Origin of the sequence: Microvirga sesbaniae, assembly GCF_025460805.1 — a bacterium.
Lineage (GTDB): Bacteria > Pseudomonadota > Alphaproteobacteria > Rhizobiales > Beijerinckiaceae > Microvirga > Microvirga sesbaniae.
On the sequence record NZ_JAMXFJ010000013.1, the window covers coordinates 102,147 to 120,037 of the forward strand.

The 17,891-nt window shown below is 67.3% G+C and carries 17 protein-coding genes; 6 read left to right on the forward strand and 11 right to left on the reverse strand.

The features are described 5' to 3' along the window. Positions 1–3 precede the first annotated feature (3 nt). The 6 genes from OCW50_RS18240 to OCW50_RS18265 all read right to left on the reverse strand — a co-directional run bounded on the left by OCW50_RS18240 (position 4) and on the right by OCW50_RS18265 (position 7,371). Positions 4–948: an alpha-E domain-containing protein gene (locus tag OCW50_RS18240; protein WP_262298550.1), complete on the reverse strand. Its 945-nt coding sequence runs from the start codon at positions 946–948 to the stop codon at positions 4–6. 15 nt (positions 949–963) lie between these two features. Further along, entirely contained in the window at positions 964–2,361 is a 1,398-nt protein-coding gene (locus OCW50_RS18245) for a circularly permuted type 2 ATP-grasp protein (RefSeq protein WP_262298591.1), read from the reverse strand. A 204-nt stretch (positions 2,362–2,565) separates the two neighbouring features. Next, the gene (locus OCW50_RS18250) at positions 2,566–3,570 is read right to left on the reverse strand and encodes an esterase-like activity of phytase family protein (RefSeq protein WP_262298551.1); all 1,005 of its coding nucleotides are present in this window, start codon (positions 3,568–3,570) and stop codon (positions 2,566–2,568) included. Further along, positions 3,567–5,489: a cobaltochelatase subunit CobT gene (gene cobT / locus OCW50_RS18255; RefSeq protein WP_262272502.1), complete on the reverse strand. Its 1,923-nt coding sequence runs from the start codon at positions 5,487–5,489 to the stop codon at positions 3,567–3,569. Before cobT ends, OCW50_RS18250 begins: the two co-directional genes overlap by 4 nt. A 146-nt stretch (positions 5,490–5,635) precedes the next feature. Beyond that, a complete protein-coding gene (cobS, locus tag OCW50_RS18260; protein WP_262272503.1) occupies positions 5,636–6,625 on the reverse strand; it encodes a cobaltochelatase subunit CobS in 990 nt (329 codons plus the stop codon). Between the two features lie 116 nt (positions 6,626–6,741). Next, positions 6,742–7,371: a J domain-containing protein gene (locus tag OCW50_RS18265; protein WP_262272504.1), complete on the reverse strand. Its 630-nt coding sequence runs from the start codon at positions 7,369–7,371 to the stop codon at positions 6,742–6,744. A gap of 89 nt (positions 7,372–7,460) precedes the next feature. Between OCW50_RS18265 and OCW50_RS18270 the strand changes: the two genes are divergently transcribed. Then, the gene (locus tag OCW50_RS18270; protein WP_262272505.1) at positions 7,461–7,727 is read left to right on the forward strand and encodes a BolA family protein; all 267 of its coding nucleotides are present in this window, start codon (positions 7,461–7,463) and stop codon (positions 7,725–7,727) included. Positions 7,728–7,895: 168 nt separating this feature from the next. Here OCW50_RS18270 and OCW50_RS18275 read toward each other — a convergent pair whose 3' ends face one another. Further along, complete coding sequence (locus OCW50_RS18275) at positions 7,896–9,062, reverse strand: acetyl-CoA acetyltransferase (RefSeq protein WP_262272506.1); 1,167 nt, start codon at positions 9,060–9,062, stop codon at positions 7,896–7,898. Positions 9,063–9,232: 170 nt separating this feature from the next. Between OCW50_RS18275 and OCW50_RS18280 the strand changes: the two genes are divergently transcribed. Beyond that, positions 9,233–9,811 carry an LOG family protein gene (locus OCW50_RS18280; RefSeq protein WP_262298552.1) on the forward strand — a complete coding sequence of 193 codons (579 nt, stop codon included), beginning with the start codon at positions 9,233–9,235 and terminating at the stop codon, positions 9,809–9,811. Continuing rightward, positions 9,808–10,218 (forward strand): NUDIX hydrolase, encoded by a 411-nt coding sequence (locus tag OCW50_RS18285; RefSeq protein WP_262272508.1) that lies wholly within the window; start codon positions 9,808–9,810, stop codon positions 10,216–10,218. The genes OCW50_RS18280 and OCW50_RS18285 overlap by 4 nt, the downstream gene beginning before the upstream one ends. On the opposite strand, the gene OCW50_RS18290 is transcribed toward OCW50_RS18285, so the two are convergent. Further along, positions 10,206–11,354 carry a 2OG-Fe(II) oxygenase gene (locus tag OCW50_RS18290; protein WP_262298553.1) on the reverse strand — a complete coding sequence of 383 codons (1,149 nt, stop codon included), beginning with the start codon at positions 11,352–11,354 and terminating at the stop codon, positions 10,206–10,208. The two genes, OCW50_RS18285 and OCW50_RS18290, sit on opposite strands and share 13 nt — an antisense overlap. A gap of 72 nt (positions 11,355–11,426) precedes the next feature. Next, complete coding sequence (locus tag OCW50_RS18295) at positions 11,427–12,329, reverse strand: DMT family transporter (RefSeq protein WP_262298554.1); 903 nt, start codon at positions 12,327–12,329, stop codon at positions 11,427–11,429. A gap of 190 nt (positions 12,330–12,519) precedes the next feature. On the opposite strand from OCW50_RS18295, the gene OCW50_RS18300 reads away from it, so the two are divergent. From OCW50_RS18300 to OCW50_RS18310, 3 genes are all read left to right on the forward strand, one after another. After that, positions 12,520–13,914: a D-alanyl-D-alanine carboxypeptidase family protein gene (locus OCW50_RS18300; RefSeq protein ID WP_262298555.1), complete on the forward strand. Its 1,395-nt coding sequence runs from the start codon at positions 12,520–12,522 to the stop codon at positions 13,912–13,914. A 115-nt stretch (positions 13,915–14,029) separates the two neighbouring features. Then, complete coding sequence (locus OCW50_RS18305; protein WP_262298556.1) at positions 14,030–14,947, forward strand: DMT family transporter; 918 nt, start codon at positions 14,030–14,032, stop codon at positions 14,945–14,947. A 4-nt stretch (positions 14,948–14,951) separates the two neighbouring features. Then, a complete protein-coding gene (locus tag OCW50_RS18310; RefSeq protein WP_262298557.1) occupies positions 14,952–16,088 on the forward strand; it encodes a CobW family GTP-binding protein in 1,137 nt (378 codons plus the stop codon). 232 nt (positions 16,089–16,320) lie between these two features. On the opposite strand, the gene OCW50_RS18315 is transcribed toward OCW50_RS18310, so the two are convergent. Then, positions 16,321–17,088, reverse strand: coding sequence for an ABC transporter permease (locus tag OCW50_RS18315; RefSeq protein ID WP_262298558.1), 768 nt, complete (start codon positions 17,086–17,088; stop codon positions 16,321–16,323). Between the two features lie 7 nt (positions 17,089–17,095). Beyond that, positions 17,096–17,887: an ABC transporter ATP-binding protein gene (locus OCW50_RS18320; protein WP_262271987.1), complete on the reverse strand. Its 792-nt coding sequence runs from the start codon at positions 17,885–17,887 to the stop codon at positions 17,096–17,098. Positions 17,888–17,891 lie beyond the last annotated feature (4 nt).

Here is a 17,891-nt window from a genome sequence, read left to right on the forward strand (position 1 = left end):
GGGTCAGCACAGATACTGGTTCGTGATGGCGTGGCCGAGGCGGTTGTTCTCGGCGAGAAACTCCTGCAGGAACTCGTGCAGCCCGTGCTGGAAGATATCCTCGATATTCTGGTTCGCCAGCCGGGCATGGGTGGCCCTCGCCTGGCGCTGCGCCAACCCGGACGTGCCGTAGCGATGGGAGATGTCGTCCAGATGGCGTGAGAGGGCGGCATAGCAGGCGGCGAGCGACCGCGGCATCTCCTCGCGCAGGATCAGGAGATCGGCCACGAGCCAGGGCCTCAGGTTCTGGTGATAGACCCATTGATAGCTCACCAGCGCCGAGACCGAGCGCAGGATGGCGGCCCATTGATAATAGTCGATGCCGCCGCCCACGGCCGCATCCTGCGGCAGGAGCACGTGATACTTCACGTCGAGCACCCGCGCGGTGTTGTCGGCCCGCTCGATGTAGAGGCCGAGGCGCGAGAACCAGTAGGCGTCGTTGCGCAGCATGGTGCGCATGGCCGAGCCGTCGTAGCGGAGCGAGGCCTCCTTCACCAGGTTCAGGAAGCGGGGGAGGTCCTCCACCTTGATCGACCGCGCCTTGTAGCGGCGCAGATCGAGCCAGGCGGAATTGATCGCCTCCCACATCTCGGAGGTGAGCGCCGAGCGCACGGAACGGGCATTCTGCCGGGCCGTGTCGAAGCAGCACTGGATGCTCGACGGATTGGCCTCGGAGAAGGCCAGGAACTCGATCACGTTCTCCGGCGTCGCCTCCCCGTGGACGGCGCGGAACTGGTCGATGCCGCCGGCGGTGATCAGGGCGGATTCCCACTCGTTGGTCTCGACCCCGTTATAGGAGATCGGCATCGACGCCATGCGATAGGCGACATCGAGGATACGGGCCGTGTTCTCGGCCCGCTCCACGTAGCGGGAGAGCCAATAGAGGCTGTCGGCATCACGACTCAGCACGAGAAACGCTCCGGCTCATTCACTCAACACCCAGGTATCCTTGGTCCCGCCGCCCTGGCTCGAATTGACCACGAGCGAGCCCTCCGTGAGGGCCACCCGGGTCAGACCGCCCGGCACCAGCCTGACGCCGTCGCGCCCGGTCAGGACGAAGGGGCGCAGGTCCACGTGCCGGGGCGCCAGCCCCTTTTCGGTGAAGATCGGGCTCGTCGACAGGGCGAGGGTCGGCTGGGCGATGTAGTTGTCGGGGCTGGACAGGATCCGGCCCTTGAAATGCTCGCGCGCCTCCGCGGTCGCGTGCGGGCCCACCAGCATGCCGTAGCCGCCCGATCCGTTGACCTCCTTCACGACGAGCTCGTGCAGGTTGTCGAGCACGTAGGAGAGCGAATCCTGCTCGCGGCAGCGCCAGGTCGGCACGTTCTTCAGGATCGGCTCCTCGCCCATGTAGAAGCGCACGATGTCGGGCACGTAGGAGTACATGGCCTTGTCGTCGGCCACGCCCGTTCCGGGCGCATTGGCGATGGCCACGTTGCCGGCCCGGTAGGCGGCGATCAGGCCCGGCACCCCGAGGGCGGAATCGGGCCGGAAGACCAGCGGGTCGAGGAAGTCGTCGTCGATGCGGCTGTAGATCACGTCGACCCGCTTGGGCCCCTCGGTCGTGCGCATGTAGACCATCTCGTCGCGCACGAAGAGGTCGCGCCCCTCGACCAGCTCCACGCCCATGCGGTCGGCCAGGAAGCTGTGCTCGTAATAGGCGGAGTTGAGGGATCCCGGCGTGAGGATAACGACGGTCGGGTCCCAGGGGGAGCTCGCCGGCGCGACGGATTTGAGGGTGCCCAGGAGCTCGTCGACGTAGTTCTCGATCGGCCGGATGCGCTGCATGCCCACGAGTTCAGGGAAGAGGCGCATCATCACCTCCCGGTTCTCCAGCATGTAGGAGACCCCGGAGGGCGTGCGCAGGTTGTCTTCGAGCACGTAGAAGTCCTGGTCGTCGACCCGGACGATGTCGATTCCCGCCACCTGCACGTAGATGTCGCTGTTCAGGGTCAACCCATGCATCTGCGGGCGGTAGTAGGGGTTGAGGTAGACGAGTTCCGGCGGGACGATCCCGGCGCGCAGGATCTCGCGCGCGCCATAAATGTCCTTGAGGAACATGTTGAGCGCCTTGACCCGCTGCTCGAGGCCGCGGGCGAGGCGGGCCCATTCCTGGCCCGATAGGATGCGCGGGATGATGTCGAAGGGGATCAGCCGCTCCTCGGCTTCCGCATTGCCGTAGACCGCGAAGGTGATGCCGACCCGGCGGAAGAAGAGCTCCGCCTCCTCGCGGCGGTGTTCCAGCAGTTGCGGCGGCGCCGATTTCAGCCAGTCCTGGAGGATGCGGTAGGCATCCCGGCTTCGGCCGTCATGGCCGCTCATCTCGTCGAAGATCACCCGTGCCGCCACCCGATCTCCTTCAGCCCGTTCGGACGGACACCCGGCGCAACCATTGGCAGCGGGCCCGCATGAACGAAGCTTAGTGGCCGAAAACGGAGGGCTTCAAGCGAGACGAAGGGATAGAGGCAGGCAATGAATGATGAGAAAAGGGGCAATTGCCGCTACGGAAGGCAGCCCCCCGGCGGCTCAACCCGCAAGCGCGAATTCGAGCAGGACGGTCTTCTGCAGGGCGCTGAAGTTGTCGTCAGAGATCAGCGAGAGGACGATGTCGCCGCCCTCCCGGTGAACCGCGAGCCCCTCCATGTTGTCGATCTGGTGCGAGGCTTCGCTCTCGTAGAGGATCTCGCCGTCCAGGCGGGCGCCGGGCTTGACCGCGCCGGCCTCGATGCGGCGAAGGCGGCAGCCGAAACCGCCGAAGAGCGAGAAACTGCGTTCCAGGACCACGGCATCGCCGTCGGGCAGGAACGCGAGATCGGTGACGCTGTAGCCGTCCGACAGGGCGATCTGAAAGGCGCCCTGCCGCGGCCCCGTGAGGATGAAGCCGCTGCCGCCCTCCGCGATCCCCACCAGGGCACCGCTCAGGGGCGAGCCCGGGGGTGCGACGCCGACGGCTTCGAGGCCGGCGTTGCTCGGCAGGTCCCGCAGCTCCTTCGGCACCGGAATGGGCACGCCGCGGACGATGCTTCCCGTCGCCGTCCGGTCGAATCGGATCACCGCATGGTTGCGCTCGACGCCCACATAGGCGGCGTTGCCGGCAAGCGCGAGGCTCTCCGTGTCGTAGTAGCGCGAGCGTCTGAGGGGAACGCCGTTGCTCAGGATCAGAGGCGAGAGCACCGGGCCGGACAGGCCCGACAATCGTCCGTCGGACGTCTCGATCCGGGCCTTGAGCACCTGCGCGTTGTCGGCCAGTGCGACGATCTCCCGGCCGTTCGCCGAGCGCCACAGGCCGGAGAAGCCCCCGAAGGCCGAAACCGGGGAGCGCAGATCGATTCCGGAGCGAAACATCAGAGCGCCGAAGCGGCTGCGGTCCGGATCGGTGGTGGAGAGCCGGCTGATCGGCCGCGCCTCCACGTCGATGGCCGTCGCGCCCCGGAAGGCCTGCGGGCGCTGCGCCACGGCCACGCCCGTGCAGGCGAGCGTCGCCGCGGCGGCGGCGGCACCGGTCAGAAAGCCGCGACGGGTGAGCCTCAAGCGACGGCCCTGCGGCGGGGGGCGCCCCTCGAAGCGCCCCTCGAAGCGCCTCTGGCCGGCGGGCCGGCATTCTCCTCGAACAGCTCCGCGAGCTTCTCGGTCATGACGCCGCCGAGCTCCTCCGCGTCCACGATGGTCACGGCGCGGCGGTAGTAGCGCGTCACGTCGTGGCCGATGCCGATGGCGATGAGTTCCACGGGCGAGCGGGTCTCGATCTCCTCGATGACGAAGCGCAGATGCCGCTCCAGGTAGTTGCCGGGATTGACCGAGAGCGTCGAGTCGTCCACCGGCGCCCCGTCCGAAATCACCATCAGGATGCGCCGCTGCTCGGGCCGCCCGAGCAGGCGCTTGTGCGCCCAGTCGAGGGCCTCGCCGTCGATGTTCTCCTTCAACAGGCCTTCGCGCATCATCAGGCCGAGATTCTTGCGCGCGCGCCGCCAGGGCGCGTCCGCCGACTTGTAGATGATGTGGCGCAGGTCGTTCAGGCGGCCGGGATTGGCCGGCTTGCCGTTCTGCAGCCAGGTCTCGCGCGCCTGCCCGCCCTTCCAGGCCCGGGTGGTGAAGCCCAGGATCTCGACCTTCACGCCGCAGCGCTCCAGGGTGCGGGCGAGAATGTCCGCGCAGGTGGCCGCGACGGTGATCGGGCGCCCGCGCATGGAGCCCGAATTGTCGAGGAGAAGCGTCACCACCGTGTCGCGGAAGTTGGTGTCCTGCTCCTGCTTGAAGCTCAGGGGCTGGAACGGGTCCATGACGATGCGCGGCAGGCGCGCCGGGTCGAGAGCCCCCTCCTCGAGGTCGAACTCCCAGGCCCGGTTCTGCTGCGCCATCAGGCGGCGCTGCAGGCGGTTGGCGAGGCGCCCCACCACGCCCTGGAGATGGGCGAGCTGCTTGTCGAGATAGGCGCGCAGCCGCGTCAGCTCGTCCGCGTCGCACAGGTCTTCCGCGTGGATGATCTCGTCGAATTTCTGGGTATAGGCCTTGTAGTCGGGCCCGCGCGCCTCGTTGGAACGGGAGGGCGGACGCCAGGATTCGCCGGCATCCTCCGAGTCCGCCTCCTCGGATTCCTCGGGCAGCTCGCCGGACGGGCCGTCGGCCTCCTCCGTGGCGCCGTCCTCCATCTCGTCGCTCGAATCCTCGCTGATTTCCACCTCGGCGCGGTCACCCTGGGATTCCTGCTCGGATTCGCCCTCGCCCTGCTGCTCCTGCTCGTCGGACTCGCTCTCGTCCTCGTTCTCCTCGTCCTCGGAGTCGAGCGCCGCCTCGTCGGCCATGTCGAGGGAGGACAGCAGGTCACGGATCGAGCGGGCGAAGCTGCGCTGGTTCTCGATGTTCTTCAGCAGGCCGTCGAGGTCGCGCCCGGCGCGGTCCTCGATGAAGTCGCGCCAGAGATCGACGATCTTGGCCGCGGAGGCCGGCGGCTTCGCGCCGGTCAGGCGCTCGCGCACCAGGAGAGCGAGGGCATCCTCCAGGGGTGCGTCGGCCCGATCGGTGATCTCCTCGTATTTTCCGCCGCGGTGGTAGCGGTCCTCCAGCATGGCCGAGATGTTGGACGAGATGCCGGCCATGCGCCGCGAGCCGATGGATTCCACGCGCGCCTGCTCGACCGCGTCGAACACGGCCCGGGCGGCCTGTCCCTCGGGGGCGAGCTTCCGGTGAAGGCCGGTGTCGTGGCAGGCGAGACGCAGCGCCATGGCGTCCGCGTTGCCGCGCAGAACCGCCACGTCCTGCGCGGTCAGCCGCCGGGGCGGCTCCGGCAGTCGGGCCTTGTCCTGACCCATGAGCACCGGACGGTCGGACGCGAAGGCGACCTCGAGATCGGGCTTGCGGGCGATCGCCTTCATGGTGCCGGCGATGGAGCGCTTCAGCGGCTCCGCCGGCGCTTCCTTCTTCTCACCCGGCTTGCGGTTCGAAATGGACATCGTTGCCTGTCGCTTCCGATAAGCCCTCGCTCCAGGGAGGCCGAAGGCCGCCTCGGAGAGCGAGGGCGCTTCCAGAAATCTCCAGACCTGGCATCCGCGTCCTTCGAGACGCTCTGCTCCTCAGGGTGAGGATGCCGGGTCGTCGATCAGCTCAGCACCATGTTCACGGCGCTCTCCGGCAGCTCCTTGCCGAAGGAGCGCTGGTAGAACTCGGCCACCAGGGCGCGCTCGAGCTCGTCGCACTTGTTGAGGAAGGTGACCCGGAAGGCGAAGCCCGTATCGCCGAAGATCTCGGCGTTCTCCGCCCAGGTGATCACCGTGCGCGGGCTCATGACGGTCGAGAGATCGCCGTTCATGAACGCCGAGCGGGTGAGGTCGGCCACGCGAACCATCTTGTTGACGATGTCCCGGCCGGACGCATCCTCCTGGTAGTGCTTCGCCTTGGAGAGGACGATGTCCACCTCCTTGTCGTGCGGCAGGTAGTTGAGCGTCGTCACGATGGACCAGCGGTCCATCTGGCCCTGGTTGATCTGCTGGGTGCCGTGATAGAGGCCCGAGGTGTCGCCGAGGCCCACGGTGTTGGCCGTGGCGAAGAGGCGGAAGGCCGGGTGAGGCCGGATCACGCGCTTCTGGTCGAGGAGCGTGAGCTTGCCCGATTGCTCCAGCACGCGCTGGATCACGAACATCACGTCCGGGCGGCCGGCGTCGTATTCGTCGAACACGAGGGCCACGTTGTTCTGCAGGGCCCAGGGCAGGATGCCGTCCTGGAAGGCCGTGACCTGCTTGCCCTCCTGCAGCACGATGGCGTCCTTGCCGACGAGATCGATGCGGGACACGTGGCTGTCCAGGTTCACGCGCACGCAGGGCCAGTTGAGGCGGGCGGCCACCTGCTCGATATGGGTCGACTTGCCGGTGCCGTGATAGCCCGTGATCATGACGCGGCGGTTGCGCGCGAAGCCCGCCAGGATCGCCAGGGTCGTGTCCCGGTCGAACAGGTAGTCGGGATCGAGGTCGGGCACGTGCCCCTCGGCCTGCGAGAATGCGGGAACTTCCAGATCCGAGTCGATGCCGAAGACCTGTCGCACGGACACCTTCATGTCAGGCAGAAGGGTCGCTGTCTCGGTTTGTGCCGTCATAGGGGCCTCTCGGTCTTTGAAGGGTGTCTCGAAAACGTCATGGGCTTCTTAACCTCCATGACGGAATGGCGCAATTTCCTAATACGCCTAGCAGCCTTGCCTGAACGGATGTCGGTTCAGCACAGGCCGGCGGTCTTGAGGGCGTCGTGCGCCTTGATGATGTCGCGCAGGCGCTCCTCGAAGGAACGGTCGCCCCCGTTGGCGTCCGGGTGGAAGCGCTTCACCAGGGCCTTGTACTGGGCCTTGATGGCCGGTCCGTCGGCGGTCTCGTCGAGACCCAGGATGTCGAGGGCCCGGCGCACCGCTCCGGTATGGCGCGGCTGCTTCGGCTCGGGCCGGGCCCGGCTGGTCCGAGCCTGGGTGAAATCCTCGCCCTTGAGGATCCCGAGCGGGTCGAAATAGCCCCAGTCCCGCGGCTGAGCCTTGGCGCCCTGCTCGTCGCCCTGGCCGGAGGCGTTCATGCCCATGGTCCAGGTCGGGCGATGGCCGATGATGGAATCCTTCTGGAAGGCGGCCACGGCCGAGTCGGACATGCCGGCGAAGTAATTGTACGACGCGTTGTACTCGCGCACGTGCTGGAGGCAGAAGCGCCAGTACTGGCCCTCCCGGTCGCGCCCCTTGGGGGCGCGGTATTCCCCTGCCGCCTTGCAGGAGGGGTGCTCGCACACGGGCCCCTTGGTCTCCTGCGGCTCCTCGCAGGAGGGCTTGATCCGGATGCGGTCGAAAAGAGGCGAGTTGAGATCCATGATTCAGCGATTATGAGTGGCTTGGGGCCTTGAGCCAAGGCCTGAACGCTTTTCGCCGCAGACCCGTTCAAAAAGGTTTACGAATCAGCATGACCCTTCAGCACTGGATCACACGGACTTTGCAGGACAGCCTGCAGCCGACCGAACTGACCGTCACGGACGAATCAGAAAAGCACCATGGCCATGCCGGCTGGCGGGAGGGCGGAGAAACTCATTTCCAGGTTTATATCGTGTCGGACGCCTTCTCCGGCAAGAGCCGGGTCGAGCGTCACAGGCTCGTCAACGAGACCTTGAAAGGCGCCTTCGACCGGGGCCTGCACGCCCTGGCCATCCAGGCCAAGGCTCCGGGGGAATGAGTCAAAGCCACTTGCGACGTCATCACCGGCACAAGGCCGGTGATGACGCGTCGGTGAAGCGCCGCGCCACACCGCATCGGGATGGCCGGGCTTGTCCCGGCCATGACAGCCTAACGGCTTCATTCCTGGCCGGAGCGCCAGCCGAATGGCCGAGCGCCTTGTGCCTCGTCACTTGATCCGTTCGAGCACGCTCACGTAGTTCGCCACCGCGGCGCCGCCCATGTTGAAGATGCCGCCGAGCACCGGGTTCTTCACCTGGATGCCGCCGGCCTCCTCGCAGAGCTGCATGGCCGAGAGGGCATGCATGGAGACGCCCGTCGCCCCGATGGGATGGCCCTTGGCCTTGAGGCCGCCGGAGGGGTTCACCGGCAGCCTGCCGTCGCGGTTCGTCCAGCCTTCCTTGACGGCCGTGGCGCCCTGCCCGCGCGGGGTCAGGCCCATGGCCTCGTATTCGATCAGCTCCGCGATGGTGAAGCAGTCGTGGGTCTCCACGAAGGACAGGTCAGTGAGCTGGATTCCGGCCTGCGACAGGGCACGCCGCCAGGCTTCCGCGCAGCCCTCGAACGCGATGATGTCGCGCTTCGACATCGGCAGGAAATCCTGCGCGTGGGCCGTGGCCCGGAAAGCCACCGCGCGCTTCATCCGCAGAGCCGTCTCGGTATCGGCGAGCACCAGGGCGGCTGCGCCGTCCGACACGAGCGAGCAGTCGGTGCGCTTGAGGGGACCGGCCACGTACGGGTTCTTCTCGCTCTCGGCCCGGCAGAAGTCGAAGCCCAGATCCTTGCGCATCTGCGCGTAGGGATTGTCGACGCCGTTCCGGTGGTTCTTGGCCGCGATCATGGCCAGGGCGTCGGACTGGTCGCCGTGGCGCTGGAAATAGGTGCCGGCGATCTTGCCGAACACGCCCGCGAACCCGCCCGGCGTGCCGCCGTCCTCGGGCAGATAGGAGGCCTTGAGGAGGATGTTGCCGATCTCGGGGCCGGGCGTCGTCGTCATCTGCTCCACGCCGACCACCAGCACGGTCCGGGCGCGGCGCGCCTCGATGGTCTTGATCGCCTGGTGCACGGCCGCCGAACCCGTCGCGCAGGCATTCTCGACCCGGGTCGCCGGCTTGAAGCGGAATTTGTCGCTGGCCTGGAACACCAGGGAGGCGGTGAAGTCCTGGGCCGAGAAGCCGCCGTTGAAATGCCCGAGCACCACCTCGTCCACGTCCTCGGGCCCGAGCCCCGCGTGTTCGAGCGCCTCGTTGGCGACGCGGACGATCAGGCTCTCGACGGTCTCGCTGTCGAGCTTGCCGAACGGGGTATGGGCCCAGCCGACGATGCAGGCGGTCATGGATGTCTCCTCGGGGATTGTCTCGTTGGGAGACAAGGTGGCCCTCTTCGGAGCTTTCAGCAAGTCGGACATGCGATGGCAGGTCTGCGCCCGGAACGGGTCCCCGGGCCTTGAGCTCGGCGCGAACCTGTCGTTCATCGATCCCGACGCGAATCAGGAAGGACAATCCCATGCGAGTGTGTGTCTTCTGCGGCTCGAGCAGCGGCCAGGATCCGGTCTATCTCGAGGCCGCCCGGTCCCTCGGCGAAACCCTGGCGGCCAACGGCATCGAACTGGTCTATGGCGGCGCCTCCGTGGGCCTCATGGGGGCCGTGGCGGACGCCGTCCTGGCGAGGGGCGGCCACGTGATCGGCGTGATGCCGCAGTCCCTGGTGGACAAGGAGATCGCCCATCGGGGATTGAGCGATCTGCGGGTGGTGGGCTCCATGCACGAGCGCAAGGCCCTGATGGCGGAACTCGCGGATGGCTTCGTCGCCCTGCCCGGCGGGCTCGGCACCTTCGAGGAATTGTTCGAGATCTGGACCTGGGCGCAGCTCGGCTACCATCGCAAGCCCTGCGCGCTCCTGAACGCGGGCGGCTTCTACGACAAGCTGACGGACTTCCTGGACGACGTGGTGGACCGCGGCTTCGTCAAGCCGATCCACCGGGCGATGCTGATCGTCGAGAGCAAGCCCGCCGCCCTGGTCGAGGCCGTGCGCTCCTATGAACCGCCGAAGGTCGACAAATGGATCAAGGCGGGCGAACGGTGATCGACATCGTCGCCGCCCTGGTGCGCGACGGACGCGGCCATGTCCTGCTCGTGCGCAAGCGCGGCACGGAAAGCTTCATGCAGCCCGGCGGCAAGCGCGAGCCGGGCGAAGGCGATCTGGACGCGCTCGACCGGGAACTCCGCGAGGAACTCGGCTGCGGCCTCGTGCCGGGCTCCGTGACGGGCCTCGGCACCTTCGAGGCGCCGGCGGCGAACGAGCCGGGACGGCGGGTGCGGGCCGCCCTCTACGCGGTGAGGCTTGCCGGTGCGCTCGTCTGCCGGGCCGAGATCGAGGAATATGCCTGGGTCGATCCGCGCGAACCGGGCGAGGCGCCGTTGGCCCCGCTCACCCGGGACACCGTCCTGCCGCTCGCGCTGAGGTCGGAGGACCGGGGTCAGGCCCTGTAGGCGCCCACGCCCTCGCCGAGATGGGCGTTGTTCGCCTCGCGGATCCTGGCCGCCTCCTCGTCATAGAGGAAGGGCAGGAAGGCGAAGCGCCGGCCCTGCGTGACGCGTGACACCGCGTGGAGCAGCGGGCAGGAGAACACCACGGCGCCGCCGGGGGGAGCCTTGTAGCTGCGTGGTCCGTATTCCGGGAAGCTGACCTCCCCGCCCTCGAAATCGCCGTTGAGATTGATGGAGACGGCGAAGCGGCGATGGGCCGTGCCGCTCGTGGTGTTGTCCCGATGCGCCCGGAAATGCCCGCCGTCCTCGGCCGCATAGCAGGAGACGATGTAGCGCTCCATGCGGGTGGGCTTGAAGAAATGCACCCGCTCGATCTCCGGATTGATCCGGCGAATGATGCGGTGCTGCACCTGACGGATCAGGTTCGGATCCTCGATCGTATAGTCCTTGCGCCGCTTGTGGTTCGGATCGTGGACCGCCACGGTCTTGCCGCCGACTTCGCGCATGAAGCCCGATTCCTGGCCGCCATGCCGCTCGTAGAGACCGATCAGATGGTGACAGAATTCGGGCTCGAACACGTCCGGGATGACGAGCACGGGCGCCGGCATCTCGAAGCCGGCGAACCGGTCGACCGGCGGCAGAGCCCGCAGATAGGCCATCACCTTGTGGCGGTCGCTCCCGTCCGGCTCGAAGGGGAAGACGGCGCGCACGCGCAGGGTCGGATTGAGCACCATCCAGAAGCGCCGGATCGGGATCTGCGACGGACCCGCCGGGGTGTTGCGCGGGAGCGCCCCGTAGAGGCGCCCCACGGCCCCGTCGAAATCCCAGAAATGGCGGATGCCCGGGATGATCTGCTTCGCCCGTGCCTCCGCCTCGTCCGACGGGTCGACGCTGACGCCGAAAATAGCGATCCGGTCGTCGTCGAACAGGTCGCGATGCTCCTCCTGAAAGCAGTCGAGGGTCGCGCGCCCGGCCTCGTCGGAGCCCGTGCCGTAGAAGCACAGGACGACGTAACGCCCGGCCACGGTATCGAAGCTGTAGTTCGGATTGCTCGATGAGTTCTGCCTGAACCAGGGCACCGGATCGCCGACCTGAAGGACGCGGTAGGCGGGTTGAGCGATCTCAGCGGCGTCGGTCATGGGGAGCAGGTCCGATCACGGTGACAGGAAACGAAACAATGTTCATTAACACGCGTCTGCCGCAGCGACAAGCTAACGTTGCGCCCACAGGAGCAACCCGACCCCCGCAAGGATCAGCAGCATGCCGGCCAGTTCCCGTCGGCTGGTCGTCTGCGCCAGGAAGCGGTGGGACACCGCCTGCGCCATGAGAACCTCGACGAGGGCGAGGGTGCGCACGTTCGCGGCTGTCGTGAGCGCGAAGCCGATGAACCAGAACTGGGACGCGAGCGCGCCGAGGAAGCCTGCTCCCAGGGAGGGCCGCCAGGCCGCGAAGCTCGCCACCAGGGCCTTGCGGTCGAAGAGACCGAGCCAGATCAGGAGGATGGCTGTCTGCAAGCCCAAGCCCCAGACCAGGGTCGTGGAGGCCCGGATCAGGGCCGAGCCCCCGTCGAGCGACAGGATGGCGCCGCGAAAGCCGATGGCCGCCAGGGCGAAGAAGGCCCCCGAGGCGAGCCCGAAGAGAACGGGCTTCGGGCCGGACGAGGCAAGGTTCGTGCCCGGCTTGACGGACATGAGCAGAACCCCGCCGGTCGCCACCAGGATCGCCAGCGCCATGGCGGGCGTCAGGCGGTCCCCCAGCAGCACCAGGCCGAACAGGGCCACCTGCACCGGTTCCGTCTTCGTGTAGGCGGTCACCACCGAGAAGGCGCGCTCCCGCATGGCCGCGAGCATGAGGGCGGTGGCCAGGATCTGGGTGACGGCGCCGGTGAGAGCGTAGGCCAGAAAGGTGGCGTTCGGCCCCGGAACAACCTCTCCCGTCACGAGGTTCATCACGACCAGGGCCAGGAGCGCGAAAGGAAATCCGTAGAGAAAACGAACCTGCGTGGCCCCCACGGTTCCGATGGTCTCGGTCAGGCGCCGCTGGGTGGCGTTGCGTCCGGTCTGGGCGGCCGCGGCGGCCAGGGTCACCGGAATCCAGAGAAGGGATGTTGTCATATCGATCTTCAAACCGCGCCGCTCTTGCCACTCTCTTGCCACGGATTTCGTTAAGAAGGGCGTACAAACAAGCAAAAATCCACTCAGCCTAGCCAAGGTCTAGGTTTGGGACTAAAAATGGCCCAGCTGACAGGCGGGGCTTGATCGAGATCCTCTCCTATCGTTGGACGAAGCCAAGGAGTCGTTCCGCATGAACGTTAGCCGAGCCCTCCGCGTGACAGCCTTTGCCCTTGCCGCCCTGATGGGTGGTTCGGCTCTGGCCGCCGGCGGCCCTGCTCTTGTCGTTGAACTCGAATCCGGCCGCGTGCTGCACGCGGAGCGGGCGACCGACCCCTGGTACCCGGCCTCGATCACCAAGCTGATGACCGCCTACGTGGCGCTCGACAAGGTGCGCTCGGGCCAGATGAGCATGGAGACGCTCCTCACCGTCACCGACGGCGCGGCGGCCCTGCCTCCGTCCAAGATGGGCTTCAAGCCCGGCACCGAGATCCGCCTCGACAACGCCCTCAAGATCATGATGGTGAAGTCGGCCAACGATATCGCGGCGACCATCGCGGAGAACATCGGCGGTTCCATCGACGGCTTCGCCGAGCTGATGAACACCCATGCCCAGCGCCTCGGCATGGTGAGCAGCCATTTCGCCAATCCGCACGGCCTGCCGGACGACCGCAACCAGACCTCGGCCCGGGACATGGCGATCCTGGCTCGCGCCCTGCTGCTGGAATTCCCCCAGTACCGGGATCTGTTCGACATCGGGGCGGTTCAGTTCGGCCGGCGCATCATGCGCAACACCAACGGGCTCATCGGCCGCTATCCGGGCGCCGACGGCATGAAGACCGGGTTCATCTGCTCGGCCGGCTTCAACGTGGTGGCCAGCGCCACCCGGAACGGCCGCCACCTCATCACGGTCGTGCTCGGCGCGCCCTCGGCCAACGAGCGCACCATCAAGGCGGCCGAGCTGTTCGACCGCGGCTTCAGCAGCAAGGTGAACTTCACCAATCCGGAACTCGCGGCCCTGCCCGCCTCGGCCAACACCACGCCGCCGGACATGCGCCCGGTCATCTGCGACCGGCGCGGACCGATGCCGCAGGAAGAGGACGCACCGGCGGTCGCGGAGACCGACAGCAACATCCCGAACCTGTTTTCCTCCGAGGTGATGGCCTTTGCCGGAGCGACGACGGAAAAGCCCGTGCGCACCGTGCTGGGCCCCCGGGCGGCCGTCGAGCCCGAGCGCGTGTGGATCGGGCTCAATCCTCCGTCCGAGACCGAGCTCGCCGCCCAGGCCGCCGCCGAAGAGGCGGCCGAGCAGGCCCGCAAGGCGAAGACCAAGAAGGCCACCGCTTCGAAGAAGGCGCCTGCCAAGGGGGCTGCTTCGAAGGACACGGCCGACACGGCGGTGGACGACAAGGACGCCGACAAGGAGCCCGTGAAGACGACGGCAAAAGGCAAGGATCAGCCGCGCGCCAGCGTCGCGGTCAAGCCGGTGTCCGGCTCCTCGAAGCCTGCCGCCAAGACCCCCGCCGACACGAAGAAGGCGCCGCAGAAGGCGGACGCCGCCGCAAAGCCCAAAGCCGTCGCGAACTGATCCGCGATCCTTTCATGTCCTGCGACGCCCGGTCATCGACCGGGCGTTCTGCTTGATGCCTTGCTTTTGCGGGCGATCCGCGCGAACGGTGCGGCGTCCCAAATCCGATGTCGTGATGACCCGCTCCTCCTCTCCGGCCAACGGCCTGCTCTTCGCCCTCGCGTCGGCCGGCCTCTACGGCTTCAACATCGTCTACGCGCGCATCGCGTCCTTCACGGGGGCGAGCGGGTCGGCCATCGTGGTCTACCGGGTTCTTCTGATGCTCGTGCTGGTGGGCCTCGTCGTCGCCATCATGAGAAGCTCGCTCGCGATGGAGCGGGAGGAACGGGGCAAGCTGCTCCTGCTCGGGGTCTCCAGCGCTCTCCAGGGCATCGGCTATCTCTCGTCCGTTGCCTTCATTCCGGTCACGGTCGCGGCCGTGGTCTTCTACACCTATCCCATCATCATCGTCCTCGCGAGCCCCTTCGTGGAGAGGACGCCGCTGACGCAGGCTCTCGTCGCCATCGTGGCCGTCGCGACCCTCGGGGTCTGCCTTGTGGTCGGACCTGCCTTTTCGGACCTGGACTGGCGCGGCCTGGCCCTCGCGTTCGGGGCCAGCATCGCCACGGCCGTCCAGTTCTTCGCGGCGGCGCGCTGCACCCGAACCGGCGTGGTGGCGAAGGTGTTCTGGATCCAGCTGATCATCCTGCCGACCGCCATCCTCGTCAGCCTCGCGGCCGGCCAGCTGGCGCCCCCGTCGGTCCTGGCCCTGGCGCCCTTCGCCGTCACGATGACGATCGCCGGCTACGTGAGCGGGTTCGTCCTGCAGTTCCTCGCCCTCGGGCGCATCTCGGCCGTGGCGGCCGGAATCCTCTACTGCGCCGAGCCGGTGGTGGCCGCCGTGTCGTCGGCCCTGATCCTCGACGAGACCCTGGCCCCTCTGCAGATCGCCGGCGGGGCTCTTGTGCTGGCCGCCATCGTGGCCAACGTTCTGCTGGAACAGCGCCGACGGCGCGGTCCGAAGGATGCCGCCCTGGTGCGGATTGCCGATTGACAGGATGACCGCCATGATTCCTCCCGCCCCGATTCCGCTCACCATCCTCACCGGCTTCCTGGGCGCGGGCAAAACAACCCTGCTCAACCGCCTCCTGAAGGATCCGGCCCTGCAGGACACGGTGGTCATCATGAACGAGTTCGGCGAGATCGGGCTCGACCATCTGCTGGTGGAGACCGTCGACGAGGGCATGGTGCTGCTCTCCGCCGGGTGCCTCTGCTGCACCGTGCGCGGCGACCTCATCGCGACCCTCGAGGACCTCCTGCGCAAGCGCGACAACGGCCGCATCCTGCCGTTCAAGCGCGTGATCATCGAGACCACGGGTCTGGCCGATCCGGCACCGATCCTGCACGCGGTGCTCTACCACCCCTATCTCTCCCTGCGGTACGCTGTCGAAGGCGTGGTGACGGTGGTCGACGCGGTCAACGGCGCCGCCACGCTGGACGCGCACCGGGAAGCCGTGAAGCAGGCGGCCGTCGCCGAGCGCATCGTGATCACCAAGACCGACCTGGTTCAGGACCCTGATGGCGCCGCCCGGCTGCGCGGACGGCTACGCCAGCTCAACCCGGGCGCCGCTCTCCTGGACGCCGATGCTCCGGCCGGGGCGGTCGTCTCCGGCGGCCTCTTCGGCCTCGACGGCAAGATCGGCGACGTGGCCGAATGGCTGAAGACGGAAGCCGTGGAGGCGGCGGAGCACGCGAGCCATGCGCACCAGCACGGGCATCACCACCATCACGGGCACGACCACCACCATCATCACGACGTGAACCGGCACGACGACAGGATCCGGGCCTTCTGCCTCACCAGCGACCAGCCGGTCCGCCAGGGCACCCTCGACATGTTCCTCGACCTCCTGCGCTCGTCTCAGGGAGCGAAGCTGTTGCGGGTCAAGGGCCTCGTGGCGCTCGCGGAGGATCCGGAGCATCCGGTGGTCATCCACGGCGTCCAGCACGTGATCCACGTCCCGGCCGTGCTGCCGCGCTGGCCGAGCGAGGACCGGCGCAGCCGCCTCGTCTTCATCGTGGACGATCTGGAGCGGGACACCGTGGAGAGGCTCTGGAACGCCTTCCTCGGACGGCCCGCCGTCGACCAGCCCGATGCGGCGGCGCTCTCCGACAACCCGCTGTCGCTGCGGAGGTGAGCCGGGTTCGCTCCTTCCGAACGAAGGACACTCGCGCATCGTGCGAAAAAGTGGACCCGGTTTTTCGCGGTCAACGGTGCGCCAGCCAAGAGGGGAGCATCGGACAATCGGGATCACCGGGACAGGCCCGGTGATGACGTGGAGAAGATGGTCAGGTCCTGGACGATGCGCCCCTTGAGGCGGGGAGCATCGGATTGATCCCAAAAGTGGGTCCGCTTTTGGCTCCGATGCTCTAGGCCGCCATCTGCGAGCGCTGGGCCCAGCCGGTCATCGAGCGCTCGACAGAAGCCGTGATCGCGTACATGACGACGCCCAGCACCGCCAGCACCACGAGGGCGGCCCAGACGAGGGGCACCTCGAAGGCGGCGGACGCGCGGGTGAGCAGGTTGCCGATGCCCACATTCGACGCATTCTGCTCGCCGATGACGGAGCCCACATAGGCGAGCGTGATCGCCACCTTGAGCGAGCCGAAGAAATACGGCATGGCGCGGGGCACGCCGACCTTGAACACGATGTCTCGCTTCGACGCGCCGAGCGCCCGCAGCACGTCCTCCATCTCCGGCTCCACGGTGGAGATTCCCGTGGCGACGTTCACCACGATGGGGAAGAACGAGATCAGGAACGCCGTCATGACCGGCGGAACCCAGCCGACGCCGAACCAGAACACGAGGATCGGCACCACGGCGACCTTCGGGATCGAGTTGAAGCCCACGAGCAGCGGATACGACCCGGCATTGATGAGCCGCGACGAGCCGAGCACCATGCCGAGCAGCAGGCCGAATCCGACCGCGAGGCCGAAGCCGGCCAGCGTCATCCAGAGGGTGTGCATGGCATGATAGGCGAGCTGGGTCCGATACTCCCATACGGCGAGAAGGATCGTGGACGGCGCCGGCAGGATGAAGCTCGAAATCCTCAGGACATGGCAGAGGATCTCCCAGAGCGCGAAGAAGCCGATGGTGAAGACCCAGGGTGCGAGGGCGAGCTGATTCTTGGTTTTCATGGGTGTCTCATGCCGCCCTGCGCGCCTGCGCGATATGCCCGCGCAGGTCGTGAACGAGCTCGGAAAACTCCGGCGTGTAGGTGATCTCGAGATCGCGCGGCCGCGGGAACGCTACCTCCCGCTCGGCCACGATTCGCCCCGGCCGGGCGCTCATGCAGAAGATCCGGTCGGCCAGGAACGCGGCCTCGCGCAGGTCGTGGGTGACGAGGATGATCGTGACCTTCTGGGCCGCATGCAGATCACGCATCACGCACCACAATTCCTCGCGGGTGAAGCTGTCGAGGGCGCCGAAAGGCTCGTCGAGCATCAGGAGCTTCGGCTCGTGGATCAGGGCGCGGCACAGGGAGGCCCGCTGCTGCATGCCGCCCGAGAGCTGCCAGGGAAATTTGTGCCCCTGGCCCTTCAGGCCCACCTGGGCAAGCAGGCTCTCGGCCTTGGCCACGTACTCCGCCTTGTGGCGGCGCAGCCGCGAGCGGTGCGGCTCGACGATCTCGAGCGGCAGCAGGATGTTGTCCAGGGTCGTCCGCCAGGGCAGCATGGTGGGGTTCTGGAAGGCCATGCCGGCGAGCTTGACGGGAGCTCCCACCTGCCTGCCGTCGACGATCACCGTTCCCTCGCGCGGGAATTGGAGCCCGGTGGCGAGCTTCATGAGGGTGGACTTGCCGCAGCCCGAGGGGCCGACGATGGCGGCGAACTCGCCCTCGCCGACCTTGAGATTCAGGTTCCTGACCGCGGGCAGGCCGTCCTCGGCCCGGGCATAGACGTGGGTGACGTCATGGATGTCGACGAAGGGTTTCATGAAG

Excerpts from the sequence above, each read along its gene's own strand:
- OCW50_RS18245 (WP_262298591.1), bottom strand. The coding sequence starts at position 2,361 with ATGAGCGGCCATGACGGCCGAAGCCGGGATGCCTACCGCATCCTCCAG.
- cobT (WP_262272502.1), bottom strand. The coding sequence starts at position 5,489 with ATGTCCATTTCGAACCGCAAGCCGGGTGAGAAGAAGGAAGCGCCGGCG.
- cobS (WP_262272503.1), bottom strand. The coding sequence starts at position 6,625 with ATGACGGCACAAACCGAGACAGCGACCCTTCTGCCTGACATGAAGGTG.
- OCW50_RS18265 (WP_262272504.1), bottom strand. The coding sequence starts at position 7,371 with ATGGATCTCAACTCGCCTCTTTTCGACCGCATCCGGATCAAGCCCTCC.
- OCW50_RS18270 (WP_262272505.1), top strand. The coding sequence starts at position 7,461 with ATGACCCTTCAGCACTGGATCACACGGACTTTGCAGGACAGCCTGCAG.
- OCW50_RS18275 (WP_262272506.1), bottom strand. The coding sequence starts at position 9,062 with ATGACCGCCTGCATCGTCGGCTGGGCCCATACCCCGTTCGGCAAGCTC.
- OCW50_RS18280 (WP_262298552.1), top strand. The coding sequence starts at position 9,233 with ATGCGAGTGTGTGTCTTCTGCGGCTCGAGCAGCGGCCAGGATCCGGTC.
- OCW50_RS18290 (WP_262298553.1), bottom strand. The coding sequence starts at position 11,354 with ATGACCGACGCCGCTGAGATCGCTCAACCCGCCTACCGCGTCCTTCAG.
- OCW50_RS18295 (WP_262298554.1), bottom strand. The coding sequence starts at position 12,329 with ATGACAACATCCCTTCTCTGGATTCCGGTGACCCTGGCCGCCGCGGCC.
- OCW50_RS18300 (WP_262298555.1), top strand. The coding sequence starts at position 12,520 with ATGAACGTTAGCCGAGCCCTCCGCGTGACAGCCTTTGCCCTTGCCGCC.
- OCW50_RS18305 (WP_262298556.1), top strand. The coding sequence starts at position 14,030 with ATGACCCGCTCCTCCTCTCCGGCCAACGGCCTGCTCTTCGCCCTCGCG.
- OCW50_RS18310 (WP_262298557.1), top strand. The coding sequence starts at position 14,952 with ATGACCGCCATGATTCCTCCCGCCCCGATTCCGCTCACCATCCTCACC.
- OCW50_RS18315 (WP_262298558.1), bottom strand. The coding sequence starts at position 17,088 with ATGAAAACCAAGAATCAGCTCGCCCTCGCACCCTGGGTCTTCACCATC.
- OCW50_RS18320 (WP_262271987.1), bottom strand. The coding sequence starts at position 17,887 with ATGAAACCCTTCGTCGACATCCATGACGTCACCCACGTCTATGCCCGG.